This is a genomic window from Marichromatium bheemlicum (genome assembly GCF_012276755.1).
In the GTDB taxonomy this organism is placed as follows: Bacteria; Pseudomonadota; Gammaproteobacteria; order Chromatiales; family Chromatiaceae; genus Marichromatium; species Marichromatium bheemlicum.
In genome coordinates this window covers 13428-30574 of sequence record NZ_JAAXKX010000017.1, presented here as the reverse complement: position 1 = coordinate 30574, position 17147 = coordinate 13428, and the positions used below count along the sequence as shown (strand labels likewise).

Below are 17147 nucleotides of genomic sequence, written 5' to 3'. Positions count from 1 at the left end.
GCGGTTCAATCCTGGCGACTGGTGGCTGGTCGCCTTCCTCGCTCCATCTCGCAGGTCATCACTCGCACCCGGTGGGCACGCTGCGCTTTGCCCACCCTACGGGTTGCATACGCCTCATCTCCTTTGCGACTTTGCGGTTCGACCCTCCTGGTCGCTGGCGAGCGCCCTCGTCCGTCATTTTCAGGCCCTTTGCATCGGGTATACTGACAGGTTTCGCATTCGCACCATCAACGAGCCCTAAACCGACATGCTGGACAAGAATTACGACCCGCAGAACCTGGAGAAGACCTGGTACAGCCACTGGGAGGAGCAAGGCTACTTCGTCCCGCGGACGCAGCAGGGCGAGTCGGGTGCCTACTGCGTGATGATCCCGCCGCCGAACGTCACCGGCAGCCTGCACATGGGGCACGCCTTCCAGGACACCATCATGGACGCGCTGATCCGCTACCAGCGGATGCAGGGCAAGCAGACGCTGTGGCAGCCGGGCAGCGACCATGCCGGTATCGCCACCCAGATGGTGGTCGAGCGGCTGCTCGACGCCGAGGGCAAGACCCGTCACGACCTCGGTCGCGAGGCCTTCACCGACCGGGTGTGGCAGTGGAAGGCCGAGTCCGGCGGCAACATCACCCGTCAGCTGCGCCGCATGGGCGCCTCGCTCGACTGGGAGCACGAGCGCTTCACCATGGACGAGGGGCTGTCCGAGGCGGTGCGCGAGGTCTTCGTGCGGCTCTACGAGGAGGGGCTGATCTACCGCGGCAAGCGCCTGGTCAACTGGGACCCGGTGCTGCACACCGCCGTCTCCGACCTGGAGGTACTCTCCGAGGAGGAGCAGGGCCACATGTGGGAGATGCGCTATCCGCTGGTGCGGCCGATGCGCATGGCCAAGGTGCGTTACCTGGTGGTCTCGACCACCCGTCCCGAGACCCTGCTCGGTGACTGCGCGGTGGCGGTCAACCCGGAGGACCACCGCTACAGCCACCTGATCGGCGAGTATGTCGAGCTGCCGCTGACCGGACGGCGCATCCCGATCGTCGCCGACGAGCACGCCGACCCCGAGTTCGGCACCGGCTGCGTGAAGATCACCCCGGCGCACGACTTCAACGACCACCAGGTATGGCTGCGTCACCGCGACGAGTCGGCGATCGCCGACCAGCCCCACGGCGGCCTGATCAACATCTTCACCCCGGATGCGGCGATCCGCGCCAACGAGCCCGATGAGGGCAAGCTGATCCCCGAGGCCTATGTCGGGCTCGACCGCTACGAAGCGCGCAAGCGCATCGTCGCCGATCTCGAGGCCCAGGGTCTGTTGGTGGCGGTGCGCGACCACAAGCTGCAGCAGCCGCGCGGCGACCGCTCCGGGGCGGTGATCGAGCCCTATCTCACCGACCAGTGGTACGTGCGCGTACAGCCGCTGGCGGAACCGGCGATCGCCGCGGTGGAGAACGGCGACATCCGCTTCGTCCCCGACAACTGGAAGAACACCTATTTCGAGTGGATGCGCAACATCCAGGACTGGTGCATCAGCCGCCAGATCTGGTGGGGACACCGCATCCCGGCCTGGTACGACAGCGAGGGCAACGTCTATGTCGGACGCTCCGAGGCGGAGGTGCGCGAGCGCCACGGCTTCGGCCCCGAGATCGAGCTGCGCCAGGACGACGACGTGCTCGACACCTGGTTCAGCTCCGCGCTGTGGCCCTTCAGCACCCTCGGCTGGCCCGAGGACACCGAGCGTCTCAAGACCTTCTACCCGACCTCGGTACTGGTCACCGGCTTCGACATCATCTTCTTCTGGGTCGCGCGGATGATCATGATGGGCCTCAAGTTCATGGGCGAGGTGCCCTTCCACGAGGTCTACATCCACGGCCTGGTGCGCGACGCCCACGGCGACAAGATGTCGAAGTCCAAGGGTAACGTGCTCGACCCCATCGACCTGATCGACGGCATCGACCTGGAGGCGCTGGTCGAGAAGCGCACCAAGGGGATGATGCAGCCGCACCTGGCCGAGAAGATCACCAAGGCCACCCGCAAGGACTTCCCCGAGGGCATCGCCGGCTACGGCACCGACGCGCTGCGCTTCACCTTCGCCGCGCTCGCCTCGACCGGCCGCGACATCAAGTTCGACCTCGGGCGCATCGAGGGCTACCGCAACTTCTGCAACAAGCTGTGGAACGCCTCGCGCTACGTGCTGATGAACACCGAGGGCGAGGACTGTGGCGCCGGCGGCGGCGCGCTCGAACTGAGCGCCGCCGATCGCTGGATCCGCGCGCGGTTGGCCGAGACCACCGCCACGGTGACCGACGCCATCGATCACTACCGCTTCGACCACGCCGCCCAGGCGATCTACGAGTTCACCTGGAACGCCTTCTGCGACTGGTACCTGGAGCTGTGCAAGCCGGTGCTCACCGGCGCCGAGGCGAGCGACGCGGCCAAGCGCGGCACCCGTCACACCCTGGTCCACACGCTGGAGACGCTGCTGCGTCTGGCCCATCCGATCATGCCCTTCATCACCGAGGAGATCTGGCAGAAGGTGCGCCCGCTCGCCGGCGTCGAGGGCGAGACCATCATGCTCGCACCCTACCCCAAGGTCGACGCCGCGGCGGCCGACCCCGAGGCGGTCGCCGAGATCGAGTGGGTGCAGCAGTTCGTGCTCGGGGTGCGACGGATCAAGGGCGAGATGAACATCGCCCCCGGCAAGCAGCTGCCGGTGCTGGTGACCAACGCCTCGGCGCAGGATCGGGCACGGCTGGAGAGCGCGCGCCACTATCTCGACTTCCTCGCCCGCACCGAATCGGTCACCGTGCTCGACGACCCGGCGGCGGCGCCGGAATCGGCCATCGCCCTGGTCGGCGAGATGAAGGTGTTGATCCCGATGGCGGGGCTGATCGACAAGGCGGCCGAGCTAAAGCGACTCGACAAGGAGATCGAGCGTCTGGAGAACGACGTCAAGCGCACCGAGGGCAAGCTCGCCAACCCCAACTTCGTCGACAAGGCACCGGCGGCGGTGGTGGACAAGGAGCGCGCCAAGCTCGAGGACCACAGCCGCGCGATCGCCGAGCTGCGCGCCCAGCGCGCGCGTATCGCCGCACTCTGAGCCGAGCGGGTCGCTGGCCGGGGCAACCCCGGCCAAGACCACGCCGGGCGTGCAAACACACGCCCGGCCACCCTCCCCCCCGACGAACCCTGTCCGGCGCGCCCGCGCCGCGCTCAACCGAAGGTACGACTCATGTCGTGGAGGCGCTGCAACTGTCTGAGCGCCTCCTCGGCGACCTCGGCCAGCTCGCGGCTCTTCTCCAGGGTGCTGCGCGCGGCATCGTCGACGCGATGACTGTTGCGGCTAATCTCCTCGGCCACCGCGCCCTGCTCCTCGGTCGCCGAGGCGACACGGTGGATATAGTCGAGCACCTGATCGAGCTGACTGGCGATCTCCTCGACCAGGGTGATCGACTCGCGACTATCGGCCGAGCACACCTTGGCGCCCTCGACGCTGTCGCCGAGCGACTGCACCAGCGAGGTGATATAGGCGTTCATCTGCTCGATGTTGGCACGGATCTCACCGGTGAAGCGCTGGGTGCGCTTGGAGAGGTTGCGCACCTCGTCGGCCACCACCGAGAAGCCGCGCCCGTGCTCGCCGGCGCGCGCCGCCTCGATCGCGGCGTTGAGCGCGAGCAGGTTGGTCTGCTCGGCCAGCCCGTTGATCTCCTGCATCGCCCCGCCGACCTTGTCGGCGGCTTGGCGTAGGTCCTCCGATTGTCCGGCCACCGTCTCCATGGTGCCGGCCAACCGCAGGGTACGCTGGGCACTGTCGTGGATACGATCGCGGGCACTGCCACAGTTGCTATTGGTACGCTGCAGTAGCTGTTCGGACTCGTGGGTGATATTGGCGATGTCGGTGATGGTGGTGCTCATCTGGGTCATCGCGGTGGCGATCTGGGAGAGTTCGTTGCGCTGGGTCTCGACCTCGCCGAGGGTCTCTGCCGAGGCCTCGGCGGTGCGCTGGGCGAGCAGCTTGAGCTTGTCGGCACGATCGCTCACCCGCCCGAGGATGGTACGCACCCGCGCCTCCAGCAGACCCACCCGGAAACGCACGACGTCGGCGATGGTGTCACCAGCATAGACCTGACGGCTGATGCTGTCGTACTCGCGACGCATCCGTGCCAGCAGGCGCAGGCAGCCGACCAGCTCCGCCCCGCCGACGAGTACCGTCGCGGTGGCGATCAGCGCGCCGGCCAACACCGCCACGGGCGAGAGCAACCAGGCGGCGGCGCCGAGGGCGAGCGTCCCCACCACCCAAGGCGTGATCAGCCGCGCCAGGCGCAGCAGGTCGAACCGCTGACCGCGCCGCATCCGCGCATAGAGCCGCGCAGCGCGCTCGACCAAGCGGCGCTCAGCCGGGCAGGTCCGCACCGACTGATAACCCGTGCGCTCACCACGCTCGAAGATGGGCGTGACATAGGCGTCGACCCAGTAGTAACGGCCATCCTTGCAGCGGTTCTTGACCAGCCCGCGCCAACTCTCCCCGGCCTTGAGCTTCTCCCACATGTCGCGGAAGGCCTCGGCGGGCATGTCGGGATGACGCACGATGTTGTGTGGTCGCCCAACCAGCTCGTCGAGGGTAAAGCCGCTGACCTCGACGAAGGCGTCGTTGGCATAGGTGATGATGCCGCGCAGGTCGGTCGTCGAGACCAGCTGCCGCTCGCGGTCGAAGGTCACCTCCTCGTCGAGGATCGTCCGATCGGCCCTACGCCCCTGGCTACCCCGGCCCGCTTGCACACGTCTGTCCACCATCCAAGCCCCCTTGTGCTGGTCGATCCCATGGCCCTTCCCGTCCCTACCGGGTCACGCGCTCGCCACGAACACGGCCGATGCCGGTGACGCGGCCAATCCCGGATGATGGCGCCGACCACAGCCCGTTGCTCCGTTTGCCAATTTCAAGTCGATTGCATCCCATGTAATGGCCCCCATCGAAGGGATTTCAAGACACGAAACGTGAAAGAAGACCAGGAGGAGGCGAGCCCTCCAGACATTGGGGGAGGGAGAAACCCGAGCCCTTGGGTTTCAAGGGTGCACCTCTGGACAGGGAGCCGTATCAACCGGCAAGACGCCAAGGGCACGAAGCAAGAGACGTGTCGTCTGGCCGTCAGCTATCTCCCTCCTTTTGGCGAAAGGGGAGCAGGGAATTCGAAGCCGAGCGGCATCATGCACGCAGCAGCCCCGTGGGTCGGGCAAGGCGCAGCGTGCCCGGCGGCGTTGACGGTTCGGGGACTTGAACCGCAAAGACACCATGGCAACGGGGCGTGAACAGCCGCACGCCTTGGATCAGGGGTGCGGATGACCGGACCGACGAGTCGACAGGCGGGCGTACAAACCGCAATTGCTCGCAGAAACAGGCACGGGACTTGCCAGAGACCTGAGCCAGACGGCATCCTAAAGTGTTTTTCGTTGACGAAAACCCGTGCTCCACGACGCCTCGACCGAGCCGGTCGACCTGCCCGCGGCGTGGGCATCAGCATCCTCATCCACAAGGAAACCCAATGCACCATCCCCTCACCAGGGGGCTGCTCACGGCCCTCTTGTTCATCTCACCGACCTTGGCCATGGCCTCGGAGTCGGTCGTCGAGCACTTCGACCTGACCACGACCTGGGTTGGTTTCGCAGCGCTGGCGATCTTCGTCGGCGCCTACTCCCTGGTCATGGCAGAAGAGTTCACCCATCTGCGCAAGTCCAAGCCGGTGGTGCTCGCCGCCGGTGTGATCTGGCTGCTCATCGCCATCTACTACACCACTCATCACGGCGCCCCCCATGCCGCCGCCGAGTCGGTGCGACACAACATCATGGAGTTCGGCGAGCTGTTCCTGTTCCTGCTCGCGGCGATGACCTACATCAACGCCATGGAAGAGCGACGGGTGTTCGACGCGCTGCGCTCCTGGCTGATCCGCATGGGCTTCAGCTACCGCACCCTGTTCTGGACCACCGGCTTCCTCGCCTTCTTCATCTCGCCGGTGGCCGACAACCTCACCACCGCGCTGCTGATGTGCGCCGTGGTCATGGCCGTCGGCGCCGACAGCCCGCGTTTCGTCGGCCTGGCCTGCATCAACATCGTGGTTGCGGCCAACGCCGGCGGCGCCTTCAGCCCGTTCGGCGACATCACCACGCTGATGGTGTGGCAGAAGGGCCTGATCGACTTCCAGACCTTCTTTGCGCTGTTCATCCCCTCGGTGCTCAACTTCGCCGTCCCGGCCGCCTTCATGCACCGTGCCATCCCCAACGAAACCCCGCCGCCGAGCGACGAGCGTGTGCGGATGAAGCGTGGCGCGGTGCGTATCGTACTGCTGTTCCTGGCGACCATCGCCACCGCGGTGAGCTTCCACAACTTCTACCACCTGCCGCCGGTGCTCGGCATGATGACCGGTCTGGCCTATCTCAAGTTCTTCGGCTTCTATCTCAAGATCACCGGTGAGCAGGCCACCATCAAGCGTGGCGAGATCGAGGACACCCTCCCCTTCGACATCTTCACCGGTGTGGCGCGCGCCGAGTGGGACACCCTGCTGTTCTTCTACGGTGTCATCCTCTGTGTCGGTGGTCTCGGTTTCATCGGCTATCTCGAGCTGGTCTCGCAGTTCGCCTACGGTGACCTCGGCCCGACCATCGCCAACACCATGGTCGGCCTACTCTCGGCGATCGTCGACAACATCCCGGTGATGTTCGCGGTACTGACCATGAACCCCGACATGACCCAGGGCCAGTGGCTGCTGGTCACCCTCACCGCCGGCGTCGGCGGCAGCCTGCTGTCGATCGGCTCGGCCGCGGGCGTGGCGCTGATGGGGCAGTCGAAGGGCATGTACACCTTCTTCGGCCACCTGCGCTGGACCCCGGTGATCGCGCTCGGCTACGTAGTGAGCATCCTTGCCCACTTCATCATCAACCACCGCTACTTCTCGATGCCGGTGGGTGGCTGATCGCGCCGGTCCACGCCGCCCGGCGTGGACCGACCACGCCGGCCCCGCCCGGGGCCGGCACTCAGAGCAGCAACAGGGTCGCCAGTCCGAGGAAGATGAAGAACCCGCCGGAGTCGGTCAGCGCGGTGATCAGCACCGAGCTACCCAGCGCCGGATCGCCACCGAAACGCTCGCGCAGCAGCGGGATCAGCACCCCGGCGGTGGCCGCCAACAACAGGTTGAGGGTCATCGCAGCGGTCATCACCAAGCCCAGCCCGGGACTGCCATAGAGCACCCCGGCGAGCACCCCGACCACCCCGCCCCACACCAGGCCGTTGATCAGCGCCACCCCCAACTCCTTGCGTAACAACCGTCCCAACGCCGCCGATTCGACCTGCCCCATGGCGATCGCGCGCACGATCATGGTGATGGTCTGGTTGCCGGCATTGCCGCCAATCCCGGCGACGATCGGCATCAGCGCGGCGAGCGCCACCAGCTGACCGATCGAGTCCTCGAACAGGTCGATCACCCGCGAGGCGACGAAGGCGGTGATCAGGTTGATCGCCAACCAGGCCCAGCGGTTCTTCACCGAGCGGATCACCGGCGCGAACAGATCCTCCTCCTCACGCAGACCGACGTTGCCAAGGATCTCGGCCTCGGAGGCCTCGCGGATGTAGTCGACCATGTCGTCGATCGTCAGGCGCCCGATCACCCGGTCGCGCTCCGAGACCACCGGCACCGAGACCAGGTCGTAGCGCTCGAAGGCGCCGGCCGCGGCGCGGGCGTCGTCATCGGGCCGGAAGGTGACCACTGCGCGCGACTTCATCACCTCGGAGACGGTGCGCTCGGGGGCGTTGACCAGCAGGGATTCGAGCGTCAGCAGGCCGCGGAAGCGCTCCTCGCGATCGACCACGAAGAGCTTGTCGGTATGGTCGGGGAGCGCGCCGAAACGACGCAGGTAACGCAACACCGCGCCCAGGGTGACCTGCTCGCGGACCTTGATCAGGTCGAAGTCCATCAGCGCCCCGACCGTGCCCTCGGGGTAGGACATCGCCGCGCGCACGTGCGCCTGCTCGTCCTGGTCGAGCGCGGCGAGCACCGCCTGCACCACCTCGGCCGGCAGATCGGGGGCGAGGTCGGCCAGCTCGTCGGCGTCAAGCCCCAGCGCCATCGCCTTGAGCGCATAGTGATCCATGGTCTCGAGCAGGCTCGCGCGCACCGCGTCGGAGACCTCGAGGAGGATGTCGCCGTCCTTGTCGGCGCGCACCAACTCCCACACAAACAGCCGGTCGGCGAGCGGCAGGGTCTCGAGGATCCAGGCGATATCGGCCGGGTGGAGACGATCGAGCTTGCGCTGCAACCGCGCCAGGTTCTGCTTGTGGGTGATCGACTCGACCAGGTCGCGGTGCGGCATCTGCTGACGGTGCACCAGCTCGTCGACCAGACGCTGACGTGACAACAGCTCCTGCACATCGCGCAGATGGCGGTGGAGGACGTCGGGATCGCGGGATTTCGACAGTGACATGCGCGTGACGCCGGGCTGAGGGGGGATGGGGTGCGACGCGCGGGCGGGTCCGAGCCCCGTCTGCCGCGCGACCACGGACCCGAGCGATTATACCCATCCGGGCGCCGGGGGCAGCGCGAGGGAGTCCCCTCGGCGACGCGCCACCGGCGTGGCCTGCGCCCCTACAGCGACTCGGCGACTGACGTCGGGGAGAGCGGACGCACCACGCAGCCGATACTCACGGCCGCCACTCCCGCAGCCGGGCGACCCCGGGACGATCGACCCGATTGTGTAACGCGATCAGGGTACGCGGCCCGGCCAGGCCATCGGCCGCCAGTCCCTGACTGCGCTGGAAGCGCTCCAGCGCCTTGCGCAACATCGGATCGAAGCCAGGGGCATCATGGTCACTGAGACCGAGTTCGGGCAGCTTGGCGAGTTGCTGGCGCAACCAGCGGATCGCCTCCGGGGGATCACCAGGGCCGATCACCGCCCCGCCAACCGGGGGCAGCTTCCACAGCAGCACGAAACGCCCCGACCAGAGCCGATCGAGGACCTCCGCCTGCACCGCCAGCACCCCCTCGGGACGGTCGATCAGCGCCTGGCGACCGGTCAGGCCGGTGAGCACCAGATACCCGGGGGTCGTGGTCTCGGCGCCGTCGAGCCTCAACAGCGCCGGCCGATCGAGCCGACGCAGGGTCGCCAACGACCCCTGTCCCGACTCACAGCGCAGCCCGAACGCACCGACCTGCCCACAGGGCGCACCCTCGCCAAGGCCGTCGCGGTCGATGCCCCAGCGCCGCAACAGCCGTAGCATCGCCTCGGGTTCGGGCACCACCGCCGCGCGCAGCCGCTCGGGCGTCCCGGCCAACGACGAGCCCAGCGACAGGCCAGCGCTGGACGGGGTGAACGGAGTCCTCGGACCGAGCCACCCCATGCCCCAGCCGCCGATACCGAGCGCCAGCGCCAGTACCGTGGTGACGATCAGCGCCGGGCGCGCGCCATAGGAGCGGTCGTGACCGGGCTCGCCACCGAGTTCGCGCGCGGCGTGCGCGACGACCCGGGCATCGACCCAGGGGCGATGGCCGACATAGGCACCGAGCAGCGAACGATCACAGAGGACATTGATCAGCCGCGGCAGTCCACGGCTCCAGCGATGGATGCGCCACAGCGCCGGGGCGGTGAACAGCGCCCGGTCGCAGCCGGCCACGGCGAGCCGGTGACGGATATAGGCCGTGGTCTCGGTCCGATCGAAGGGGCGCAAGTGAACCCGCGCGGTGATGCGTTGATCGACCTGACGCAGCGCGGGCCGCGCCAGCATCTGTCGCAACTCGGGCTGACCGAGCAGGAAGACCCGCAGCAGTTTGTGGGTGTTGGTCTCGAGGTTGGTGAGCAGGCGGATCTGTTCGAGCACGCGCGGGCGCAGGTTCTGCGCCTCGTCGACGATCAGCAACGCCCGTCGCCCCTGGGCATGGAGCGTGAGCAGGTGGTGACCGAGGGCGTCGATCAGCCGCCGCAGCGAACGCTCCTGGCCATCGAAGGCGACACCGAACGCCTCGCACACCGCGACTAGCAGCTCACGCGCGGTGAGATAGGGGTTGAGGATCAGGGCGACCTCGACGCCCTCGGGCAACTGCTCGAGAAAGGCGCGACAGACCGTGGTCTTGCCGGTGCCGACCTCGCCGGTGAGCAGCACGAAACCTCCCTGTTCACTGGCCCCATGGACGAGGTGCGCGAGCGCCTCGCGATGCTGCGCGCTGAGGAACAGATAGCGCGGATCGGGCGCGATCGAGAAACAGGGTTCGAAAAGGCCGAAATAACTAGGATACACGGCTGTCGCTCGCGGCGGCTGCCGGCTTACTGGATGATGAAGCTACCGAAATAAAGACCATCGACGGCGAACACGCCGGCTCGCTCGAGCAGGACCTCCTGGACCGCCTTGAGCGCCCCCAGGCGCAGCGCATCACGCTCCTCGACCGCGCTCACCTCCTCGACTGAACGCCCGGCGAAGTAGGTAATCAGTCGATCACGGACCAGTGGCATGTGGGTGTTGACCACCTCGGCGGCCTCGGCGGTACGCACATAGAGTTCGATGCCTACCTTGAGGAAGCGAGTGCGGCGCTCACTGGCGAGATTGACGATCAGCGCCGGATCGATGGCGATATAGTTCTCGGTAAAGGGCTCGTCCTGGGCAACGGCCGACTGGAGCGGCGCCAGCCCGAGCACCAAGGCCAAGACCAGCACGAGCTGAGTGACTGCATTCTTCATCGCGTTCCACTGTGTACAAATGACGCCCCGCCTGGGGCCGGAAGGTGCCGTCCTTGCGTCCGGCGTCCAACCGCTGACTCTAACCCAGGCGGGCGGCCGGGCAAAGGGTCAGACCCAGGCGGGCAGCCTCAATCGCCACGACGCGGTAGATCGTGTTCGATGATCGCCATCGCACGACGGCAGATCTCGCGCCCATAGTCGGTCCACTCGCCCTGCCCCCAGTAGCGATAGCAGCTCGTCTGCGAGCACAGCAGATGGAAGAGCGCGTTGCGGTAGTGCGGATCATCGCTGTCGACCCCAGGCACCAGCACGCGCTCGTTGAACAGCGCGCTGGCCTCCTCCATCGGCCCGAGCACATTGTCGTAGCCAGCCACCCAGGACAGATCACTGGTCCAGCTGCCGCCGTCCATGTGGAAGCGGTCGTCCTCGCGCTGGAGCGTCTCGATCACCTTGGCCAGCCGCTGCGGGCCGTCGCCGGGCTGCATCCGCGCCCAGATCCGATCCTGGAACAGCGGCTGCACCTCGGGCAGCGCCGACTCGCGCACGCCGAGCGCGAACAGGTGCTCGAGATACTCGCTGACGTTCATCAACGGGGTGTCGGAACCACTGGCCGCGCGCACCACCTCGATGAACTTGGGCGGGAACTCGTTCATCATCACCCCGCCGTTCTCACCGTCGGCGATCTGGGTGACCAGCGGCGGCACGGTGTGGCCGTCGAGGGTCAGCGGCGCGAGCCCCTGGGCCTCGTACCAGGGTTGCATCTGCGCCACCAGTTTGGTGTCTGACCCCTGGGTCTTGACGATGGCGATGATGCTCGCCTGCTCGCCCTTGGAGTTGGTGCACACCAGCCGGTGCGGCAGGTGCGGTTGGCGCGGGTGACCACCGGTCTCGGGCTCGATCACGGTATGTTCCTGCACCAGCACCCACTGATAGCCGCAGTCGACCAGGGTCTTGACGAACTCGTAGGCGACATCGGGGTGGTTGGGCAGGGCCATCTCCGAGGGCGAGAAGCCGCGTACCCGCTCCAACGCCTCCCAGCCGAAGAGGGCGGCGAAGTGGTGCTGGAAGGCGCGCACGTGCAACCGGTAATCCTGCACCGGGGTGGAGGGCGCCACCGCGTGCCCCCAGGGCATGCCGAGCCACTCCACCGCGGGGCTGTAGTCGGGGTTGCAGGTGATCGTCCGCAGCGCCTCGATCACCCCGTGCTCGCCCATCCGCCGCAGCCCGTGCAACAGGGTGCCGGAGTACTCGAGCATGCAGCGCGGCGCGTGGCCCTCGCCGATCAGCTGGGGGATGAACTCGCCCATGCGCTTGTAGCACCAGACGAACACCGGGGCGTTGTGGTTATCGCCGATGTCCTGGTGCTCCATCATGTACTGCAGGTTGCTGATGATGGCGGCGCTGCGCAGGTCCGCCCCGCCGGCCGGGATCAGCGGCTGGTGCTGGTGCAGCGCGATGGCGGTGGCCGCACGCACCCGCGGAAAGTCGATGCCGCCGGGCGCGGCGAACAGCGCGCGCGCGCGCGCCGCCTCCACCACCCGCGCGACCTCGGTCTCGTGGCCGCTGATATTAGGCAATTCATCGATATATTCGGGTAATTGATCCACAGCGCTGCTCCTCTGTGACTGGTGATGCACGAGCGGGCACGGCAACACGCCGCACCCGTGGATCCTGCGCAGCGGTGATACCACCACGCCACCCCGGGACTCAACCGCCCGGGACGGGGTCGGGCGACGACTCGGTCGGCACCGCAGGCTCGATACCAAGGGTGGCCAGGGTTGCGCGCGCCGCCGCCACATCGGCCTCGGCCCGTTCCACCCAGTCCTCGCCCCAATAGAAATTGCAGCTGGTCTCGGCGCGCAACAAGGCATTCAGTGCCTGTTCCAGCACCGGCAGGGCCTCACCGTCATCGCGCTCGCCGGCGGCCCAGCGGGCTTGGTGCAGCGCTGTGCTGACACAGGCACAGTCGGCGAGCGCCGCACGCTGACGCGCCGAGCCGGTCCACTGGGTGAAGTCGCGACCATGGTGCCAGCCGGTGTTCCAGGCCCCGGTACGCACCCGCACCTCGCCGTGGAAGCCGTGATGTTCGAGGTAATCGCCGATGAAGGTCGGCACCAGTGCGGCATCCCCGGCGCCGACGCGCTCGAGCAGCGGCAGGTAGAAGGCGCTCCAGAAGTTCGCGCCAGGGGTGACGTTGCGGAACCAGCCACCGTTCTCGCCGTCGGTGGCGGTGGTCACCAACGGCTCGAAGTCGCACCACTTGGTGCGCTCGGCCACCTCGCGCAGGAACCAGTCGACCTCCATCCCCGACTCCTGGGCATCGGAGAGTTCGCGGTCGCGCACCACCACCACGATCTCGGCGCCACCGTAACGGGCGATGTGCGGGCGGTAACGCAGCGCCTGCCAGCTCATCGGCGTGACCGGCTCGACGTGCTCGCTGTCGACCAGCACATAGCGATAACCGGCGGCGCGCAGCTGCGGGATCAGCGCCATCGAGAAGCCCATCTCCGGCGGCCAGAAGCCGTCGAAGCGTGGGCGCCAGAACAGATGGCGCGCTAGTCCTAGCCAGCGCTCGAGGTGCTCCAGACGATCGGCCTCGGGGATCAGCGGCAGCACCGGGTGGTAATAGCCGGTGCCGAGGATCTCGAACAGCCGCTGGTTTTGCAGGTGCCAGAGCAGCGAGCCGCAGTCGACGACGCCGTAGACACGCTGCTGGAAAGCGGGGTCAGAGAGGGTCGCGAGCAGGGAGCCAGAGAGCGCCAGGTGTACCCGCGCCAGCGCCTCGTGTCCCCACAGAGTACGCGGGATGCGATCGAGCGCGAAGAGGATCTCACGCGCCTCCCAGGGCTGGCGCTCGAGCAGCTGCTCGAGGTTGCCGGTGGGCTGGTGCAGGTTGAGCACGAGCGCATGGTGCACAGTCATGACGAGCGACCCCGCGACGGGTGATGGGCGACCGACGGCATCCGGCCGTGGTGTCCGGCGCGTCCCGGACGATACCGGGCGACCTTCCCTAGAGCATAACAGAGGGTCCGGGGCAGACATACTACGCGCGGATGACGACCGCTCGTGCCCCATTTCATCCAACCCCATCGATAGAGCCGCTCCACCCCCTTGTGCCGGCGTCTCGCACCCACCATCTCGCCGGGAGACAGCCGACCAGCGATCAGCTCGAGACGCCATGTCCGACACCAGCCCCCAGCTGTGCGCCCACGACCTGTACCGTCACTACCGCGAGGCCGGCGGTCACGGTGAGCGGCGGGTGCTCGAGGGCGTCGCCCTCAGCGCCCGTGCCGGCGAGTGCGTGGCCTTGCTCGGGCGCAGCGGCTCGGGCAAGTCGACGCTGCTCAACCTGCTCGCCGGCATCGACCGTCCCGATCGCGGCTGGGTGGAGGTCGCCGGCACACGGCTCTCGACCCTCGGCGAACCGGCGTTGACCCGGCTGCGCCGCCGCCGCATCGGCTTCATCTACCAGTCGTTTAATCTGATCGACGAACTGACCGTGGCCGAGAACATCGCCCTGCCGCTGGCGCTCGACGGCGTCCGCGCCCGCGACGCCCGCCCCCGCATCGCCGCGATGCTCGAGCGACTCGGTCTCGGTGGGCGCGCCAACGCCTTCCCCGACCAGCTCTCCGGCGGCGAACAGCAACGCGTGGCGATCGGTCGCGCACTGATCCACGAACCGGCGCTGATCCTCGCCGACGAGCCCACCGGCAACCTCGACGCCGACACCGGCGCACGGGTGCTGGAGCTGCTCGCAGCACTGTTCCGCGAGCACGGCCGCACCCTGGTGCTGGTCACCCACAGCCGCGCGGTGGCGGCAATCGCCGACCGCGTACTGACCCTCGAGCGCGGCCGGCTGCGCGCCGACGACACGGCACTGTCCTGGTGAGCCCGATCCTCATCCATCTCGGTCTGCGCCAGCTCTCGCGCCAGCCCTGGCAGGCCGGACTCACGGTCCTGGGCATCGCCCTCGGGGTCGCGGTGGTGGTCGCGGTGGGTCTGGCCAACGACAGCGCGCGCCGTGCCATCACGCTCTCGGTCGAGCAGCTCGACGGCCGTGCCAGCCATCGTATCGAGCCGCGCGGCGCGGGCGAAGGCATCACCGATGCCACCGCCGCACGATTGCTGCAGCGTCTCGGTCCCTACCCGGCCACGGCGGTGATCGAGCAGCCGCTGCGCCTCGAGGGAGAGGGTTTCACCCTGCTCGGCATCGACCTGCTCCAGGCCGACGCGCTACGCGGCGCGGCGCTCGCCACCACGCCACGCCCCGACCCGGCGCGGCTCGTCACCCTACTCACCGAGCCCGGCGCACTGCTGCTCGGCGCCACCGATGCCCGCCGTCTCGGTGTAGCCCCCGGCGACCGGCTGCGGCTGCGCCATGGCGGGCAGCTATACCAGGCGCACCTGGCCGGGGTACTGGATCAAGGGCTCGAGGGTATCGCGCTGGCCGATCTCGCCACCGCCCAGACACTCGCCGCGCGCCCTGGCCGGGTCGATCGGATCGATCTGGTACTACCGCCCGAGGCCGGCGCCGAGATCGCCGCCACCCTGCCCCCCGAACTCCAGCTACGGGCCACCGCCGGCCGTGGCGCGGCACTCCACGAGATGACCCGCGCCTTTCGCATCAACCTGCTGGCGATGAGCCTGATCGCACTACTGGTCGGTGGTTTCATCGTCTATAGCACCCAAACCTTCGCGGTGGTGCGCCGCCGCCCCCAGCTCGGCATGCTGCGCGCGCTCGGCGCCACCCGCGCGCGGGTGGCCGCACTGATCCTCGTCGAGACCCTGGGACTGGCGCTGATCGGCGCCGTGCTCGGGATTGGGCTCGGGCTGCTCGCCGGTCAGGGACTGGTGCAACTGGTCGCACGCACCATCGATGACCTGTACTTCCGCCTCGAGGTCACCCGGCTCGCGCTCGACCCCGAGACCCTGCTGCTCGGCGTCGCGATGGCATTGCTCGTCGCCCTGGGCGCGGCACTCGCCCCGGCACTCGAGGCCGCCGCCGTCACCCCTCGGGAGGCGATGCGCGCCCAGGGGCTGGAGCGACGCGCCCACGGCTGGGCCGGACCACTCGCCGGTCTCGGCGGGGTGATCGCTCTCGGCGGCTGGCTCGCCACCCTCGTACCCGGGACATCGCTGGCGCAAGGTTTCGCGCTGCTGTTGCTGGTGGTCCTTGGGTCGGTGTTGTGCGTCCCGGCACTGCTGCGGGTGACGGCCACGGCGCTCGCCGAAGTGGGCACCCGGCTCGCCGCGCCCCTGGCGTTGGTGCTGGCCGCGCGCGCGGTGGCCGGATCGGTCGCCCGCACCGGCATCGCCGCCGCGGCCCTGACCCTGGCCGTTGCCACCAGTGTCGGCATCGGGGTGATGATCGAGAGCTTCCGTCACAGCGTGATCGACTGGCTCGATCACACCCTGGAGGGCGAACTCTATGTCACCACCGACACCCGCGACGCGGTGCTCCCCGCCGGGCTCGACGACGCGCTCGGCGCCACCGGCGACCTTGCCTCGGTGATCCGCGCGCGCCGCATGGCGGTCACCACCGGCACGGGCGAGGCAACCCTACTGGTGCGCGACCGCCCCGCCCCCGACGCCACCGGCCCAATGCTGCTCGCGCAACTCGACGGCGACCCCTGGGCGGCTGGACGCATCCTCGTCTCCGAGCCCTATGCCCATCATCACCGTCTCGCCCCTGGCGACCACATCGAACTGGCCACGCCCGTCGGCTGGCGCCGCTTCAACCTCGGCGCAATATTTCGCGACTACGGCTCGGATCGCGGCCTACTCATGCTCGATTACCGCGAGGCGCACGCGTACTGGGACGAGATCGGGTTCGGCTCGCTCGCCTTGAGCCTCACCCCCGACGGCGATCCGCAACGGGTGCGCGAGCGCGTACGGACGCTCGCCGAGGCCCACGACCGCACCTTGCTGCTGACTGCCAGCGGTGAGATCCGCACGCTCACCCTGGAGATCTTCGATCGCACCTTCGCCATCACCGAGGTCCTACGCCTGCTCGCGCTCGCTGTCGCCTTCGTCGGCGTGCTCAGCGCCCTGCTCGCGCTCCAGCTCGAGCGTCGTCGCACCCATGCGCTGTTGCGCGCCACCGGAATGAGCCGACGCTCCCTGACCCTGACCTTACTCACACAAGGCTCGATCCTCGGACTGACGGCCGGGTTGCTCGCGATCCCGCTTGGGCTGGTGATGGGCGAACTGCTGATCCGCATCATCAACGTCCGCGCCTTCGGCTGGAGCATGGCCCTGCAGATCCCGGCCTCGGCTCTCCTCTCCGGCCCCTTGCTCGCGTGGGGCGCGGCCCTCTTCGCGGCCCTGCCCCCGGCGCTGCGCGCAGGTCGCGAGCCACCAGCACGTGGCCTGCGCGGCGACTGATCCAGGGCCGGTGCGCACGCCTATCGCCAGCGCCCTGGACGTCCTCCGGCCAGGGGTCG

10 protein-coding genes are annotated in these 17147 nt (G+C 68.2%); 4 read left to right on the top strand and 6 right to left on the bottom strand.

Going from position 1 to position 17147, the window contains the following annotated elements; translation table 11 throughout:
* The first annotated feature begins 247 nt into the window (after positions 1–247).
* Positions 248–3091 (top strand): valine--tRNA ligase, encoded by a 2844-nt coding sequence (locus HF203_RS11940; protein ID WP_168670004.1) that lies wholly within the window; start codon positions 248–250, stop codon positions 3089–3091.
* Between the two features lie 113 nt (positions 3092–3204).
* On the opposite strand, the gene HF203_RS11935 is transcribed toward HF203_RS11940, so the two are convergent.
* A complete protein-coding gene (locus HF203_RS11935; protein WP_168669996.1) occupies positions 3205–4785 on the bottom strand; it encodes a methyl-accepting chemotaxis protein in 1581 nt (526 codons plus the stop codon).
* Between the two features lie 746 nt (positions 4786–5531).
* On the opposite strand from HF203_RS11935, the gene nhaD reads away from it, so the two are divergent.
* On the top strand, positions 5532–6956 hold the full coding sequence (gene nhaD / locus HF203_RS11930; protein WP_168669994.1) for a sodium:proton antiporter NhaD: 1425 nt from the start codon (positions 5532–5534) through the stop codon (positions 6954–6956).
* Positions 6957–7017: 61 nt separating this feature from the next.
* Here the strand turns inward: nhaD and mgtE are convergent, their stop codons facing one another.
* The 5 genes from mgtE to HF203_RS11905 form a co-directional block, all read right to left on the bottom strand.
* Complete coding sequence (mgtE, locus tag HF203_RS11925) at positions 7018–8460, bottom strand: magnesium transporter (RefSeq protein ID WP_168669992.1); 1443 nt, start codon at positions 8458–8460, stop codon at positions 7018–7020.
* A gap of 217 nt (positions 8461–8677) precedes the next feature.
* The gene (locus HF203_RS11920; protein ID WP_168669990.1) at positions 8678–10267 is read right to left on the bottom strand and encodes an AAA family ATPase; all 1590 of its coding nucleotides are present in this window, start codon (positions 10265–10267) and stop codon (positions 8678–8680) included.
* A 26-nt stretch (positions 10268–10293) separates the two neighbouring features.
* Complete coding sequence (locus HF203_RS11915; RefSeq protein ID WP_168669988.1) at positions 10294–10704, bottom strand: flagellar basal body-associated FliL family protein; 411 nt, start codon at positions 10702–10704, stop codon at positions 10294–10296.
* 128 nt (positions 10705–10832) lie between these two features.
* Positions 10833–12311, bottom strand: a complete 1479-nt coding sequence (locus tag HF203_RS11910; protein ID WP_168669987.1) for a glycosyl hydrolase family 57 — start codon at positions 12309–12311, stop codon at positions 10833–10835.
* Positions 12312–12411: 100 nt separating this feature from the next.
* On the bottom strand, positions 12412–13626 hold the full coding sequence (locus HF203_RS11905; RefSeq protein ID WP_168669985.1) for a polysaccharide deacetylase family protein: 1215 nt from the start codon (positions 13624–13626) through the stop codon (positions 12412–12414).
* A gap of 256 nt (positions 13627–13882) precedes the next feature.
* Between HF203_RS11905 and HF203_RS11900 the strand changes: the two genes are divergently transcribed.
* Complete coding sequence (locus HF203_RS11900; protein WP_168669983.1) at positions 13883–14593, top strand: ABC transporter ATP-binding protein; 711 nt, start codon at positions 13883–13885, stop codon at positions 14591–14593.
* Complete coding sequence (locus tag HF203_RS11895; protein WP_168669981.1) at positions 14590–17088, top strand: FtsX-like permease family protein; 2499 nt, start codon at positions 14590–14592, stop codon at positions 17086–17088. The genes HF203_RS11900 and HF203_RS11895 overlap by 4 nt, the downstream gene beginning before the upstream one ends.
* The last annotated feature ends 59 nt before the right edge of the window (positions 17089–17147 follow it).

What these genes read in the sequence shown, in the direction of transcription:
- HF203_RS11940 (WP_168670004.1), top strand. Translation starts at nt 248, where the DNA reads ATGCTGGACAAGAATTACGACCCGCAGAACCTGGAGAAGACCTGGTAC.
- HF203_RS11935 (WP_168669996.1), bottom strand. Translation starts at nt 4,785, where the DNA reads ATGGTGGACAGACGTGTGCAAGCGGGCCGGGGTAGCCAGGGGCGTAGG.
- nhaD (WP_168669994.1), top strand. Translation starts at nt 5,532, where the DNA reads ATGCACCATCCCCTCACCAGGGGGCTGCTCACGGCCCTCTTGTTCATC.
- mgtE (WP_168669992.1), bottom strand. Translation starts at nt 8,460, where the DNA reads ATGTCACTGTCGAAATCCCGCGATCCCGACGTCCTCCACCGCCATCTG.
- HF203_RS11915 (WP_168669988.1), bottom strand. Translation starts at nt 10,704, where the DNA reads ATGAAGAATGCAGTCACTCAGCTCGTGCTGGTCTTGGCCTTGGTGCTC.
- HF203_RS11905 (WP_168669985.1), bottom strand. Translation starts at nt 13,626, where the DNA reads ATGACTGTGCACCATGCGCTCGTGCTCAACCTGCACCAGCCCACCGGC.
- HF203_RS11900 (WP_168669983.1), top strand. Translation starts at nt 13,883, where the DNA reads ATGTCCGACACCAGCCCCCAGCTGTGCGCCCACGACCTGTACCGTCAC.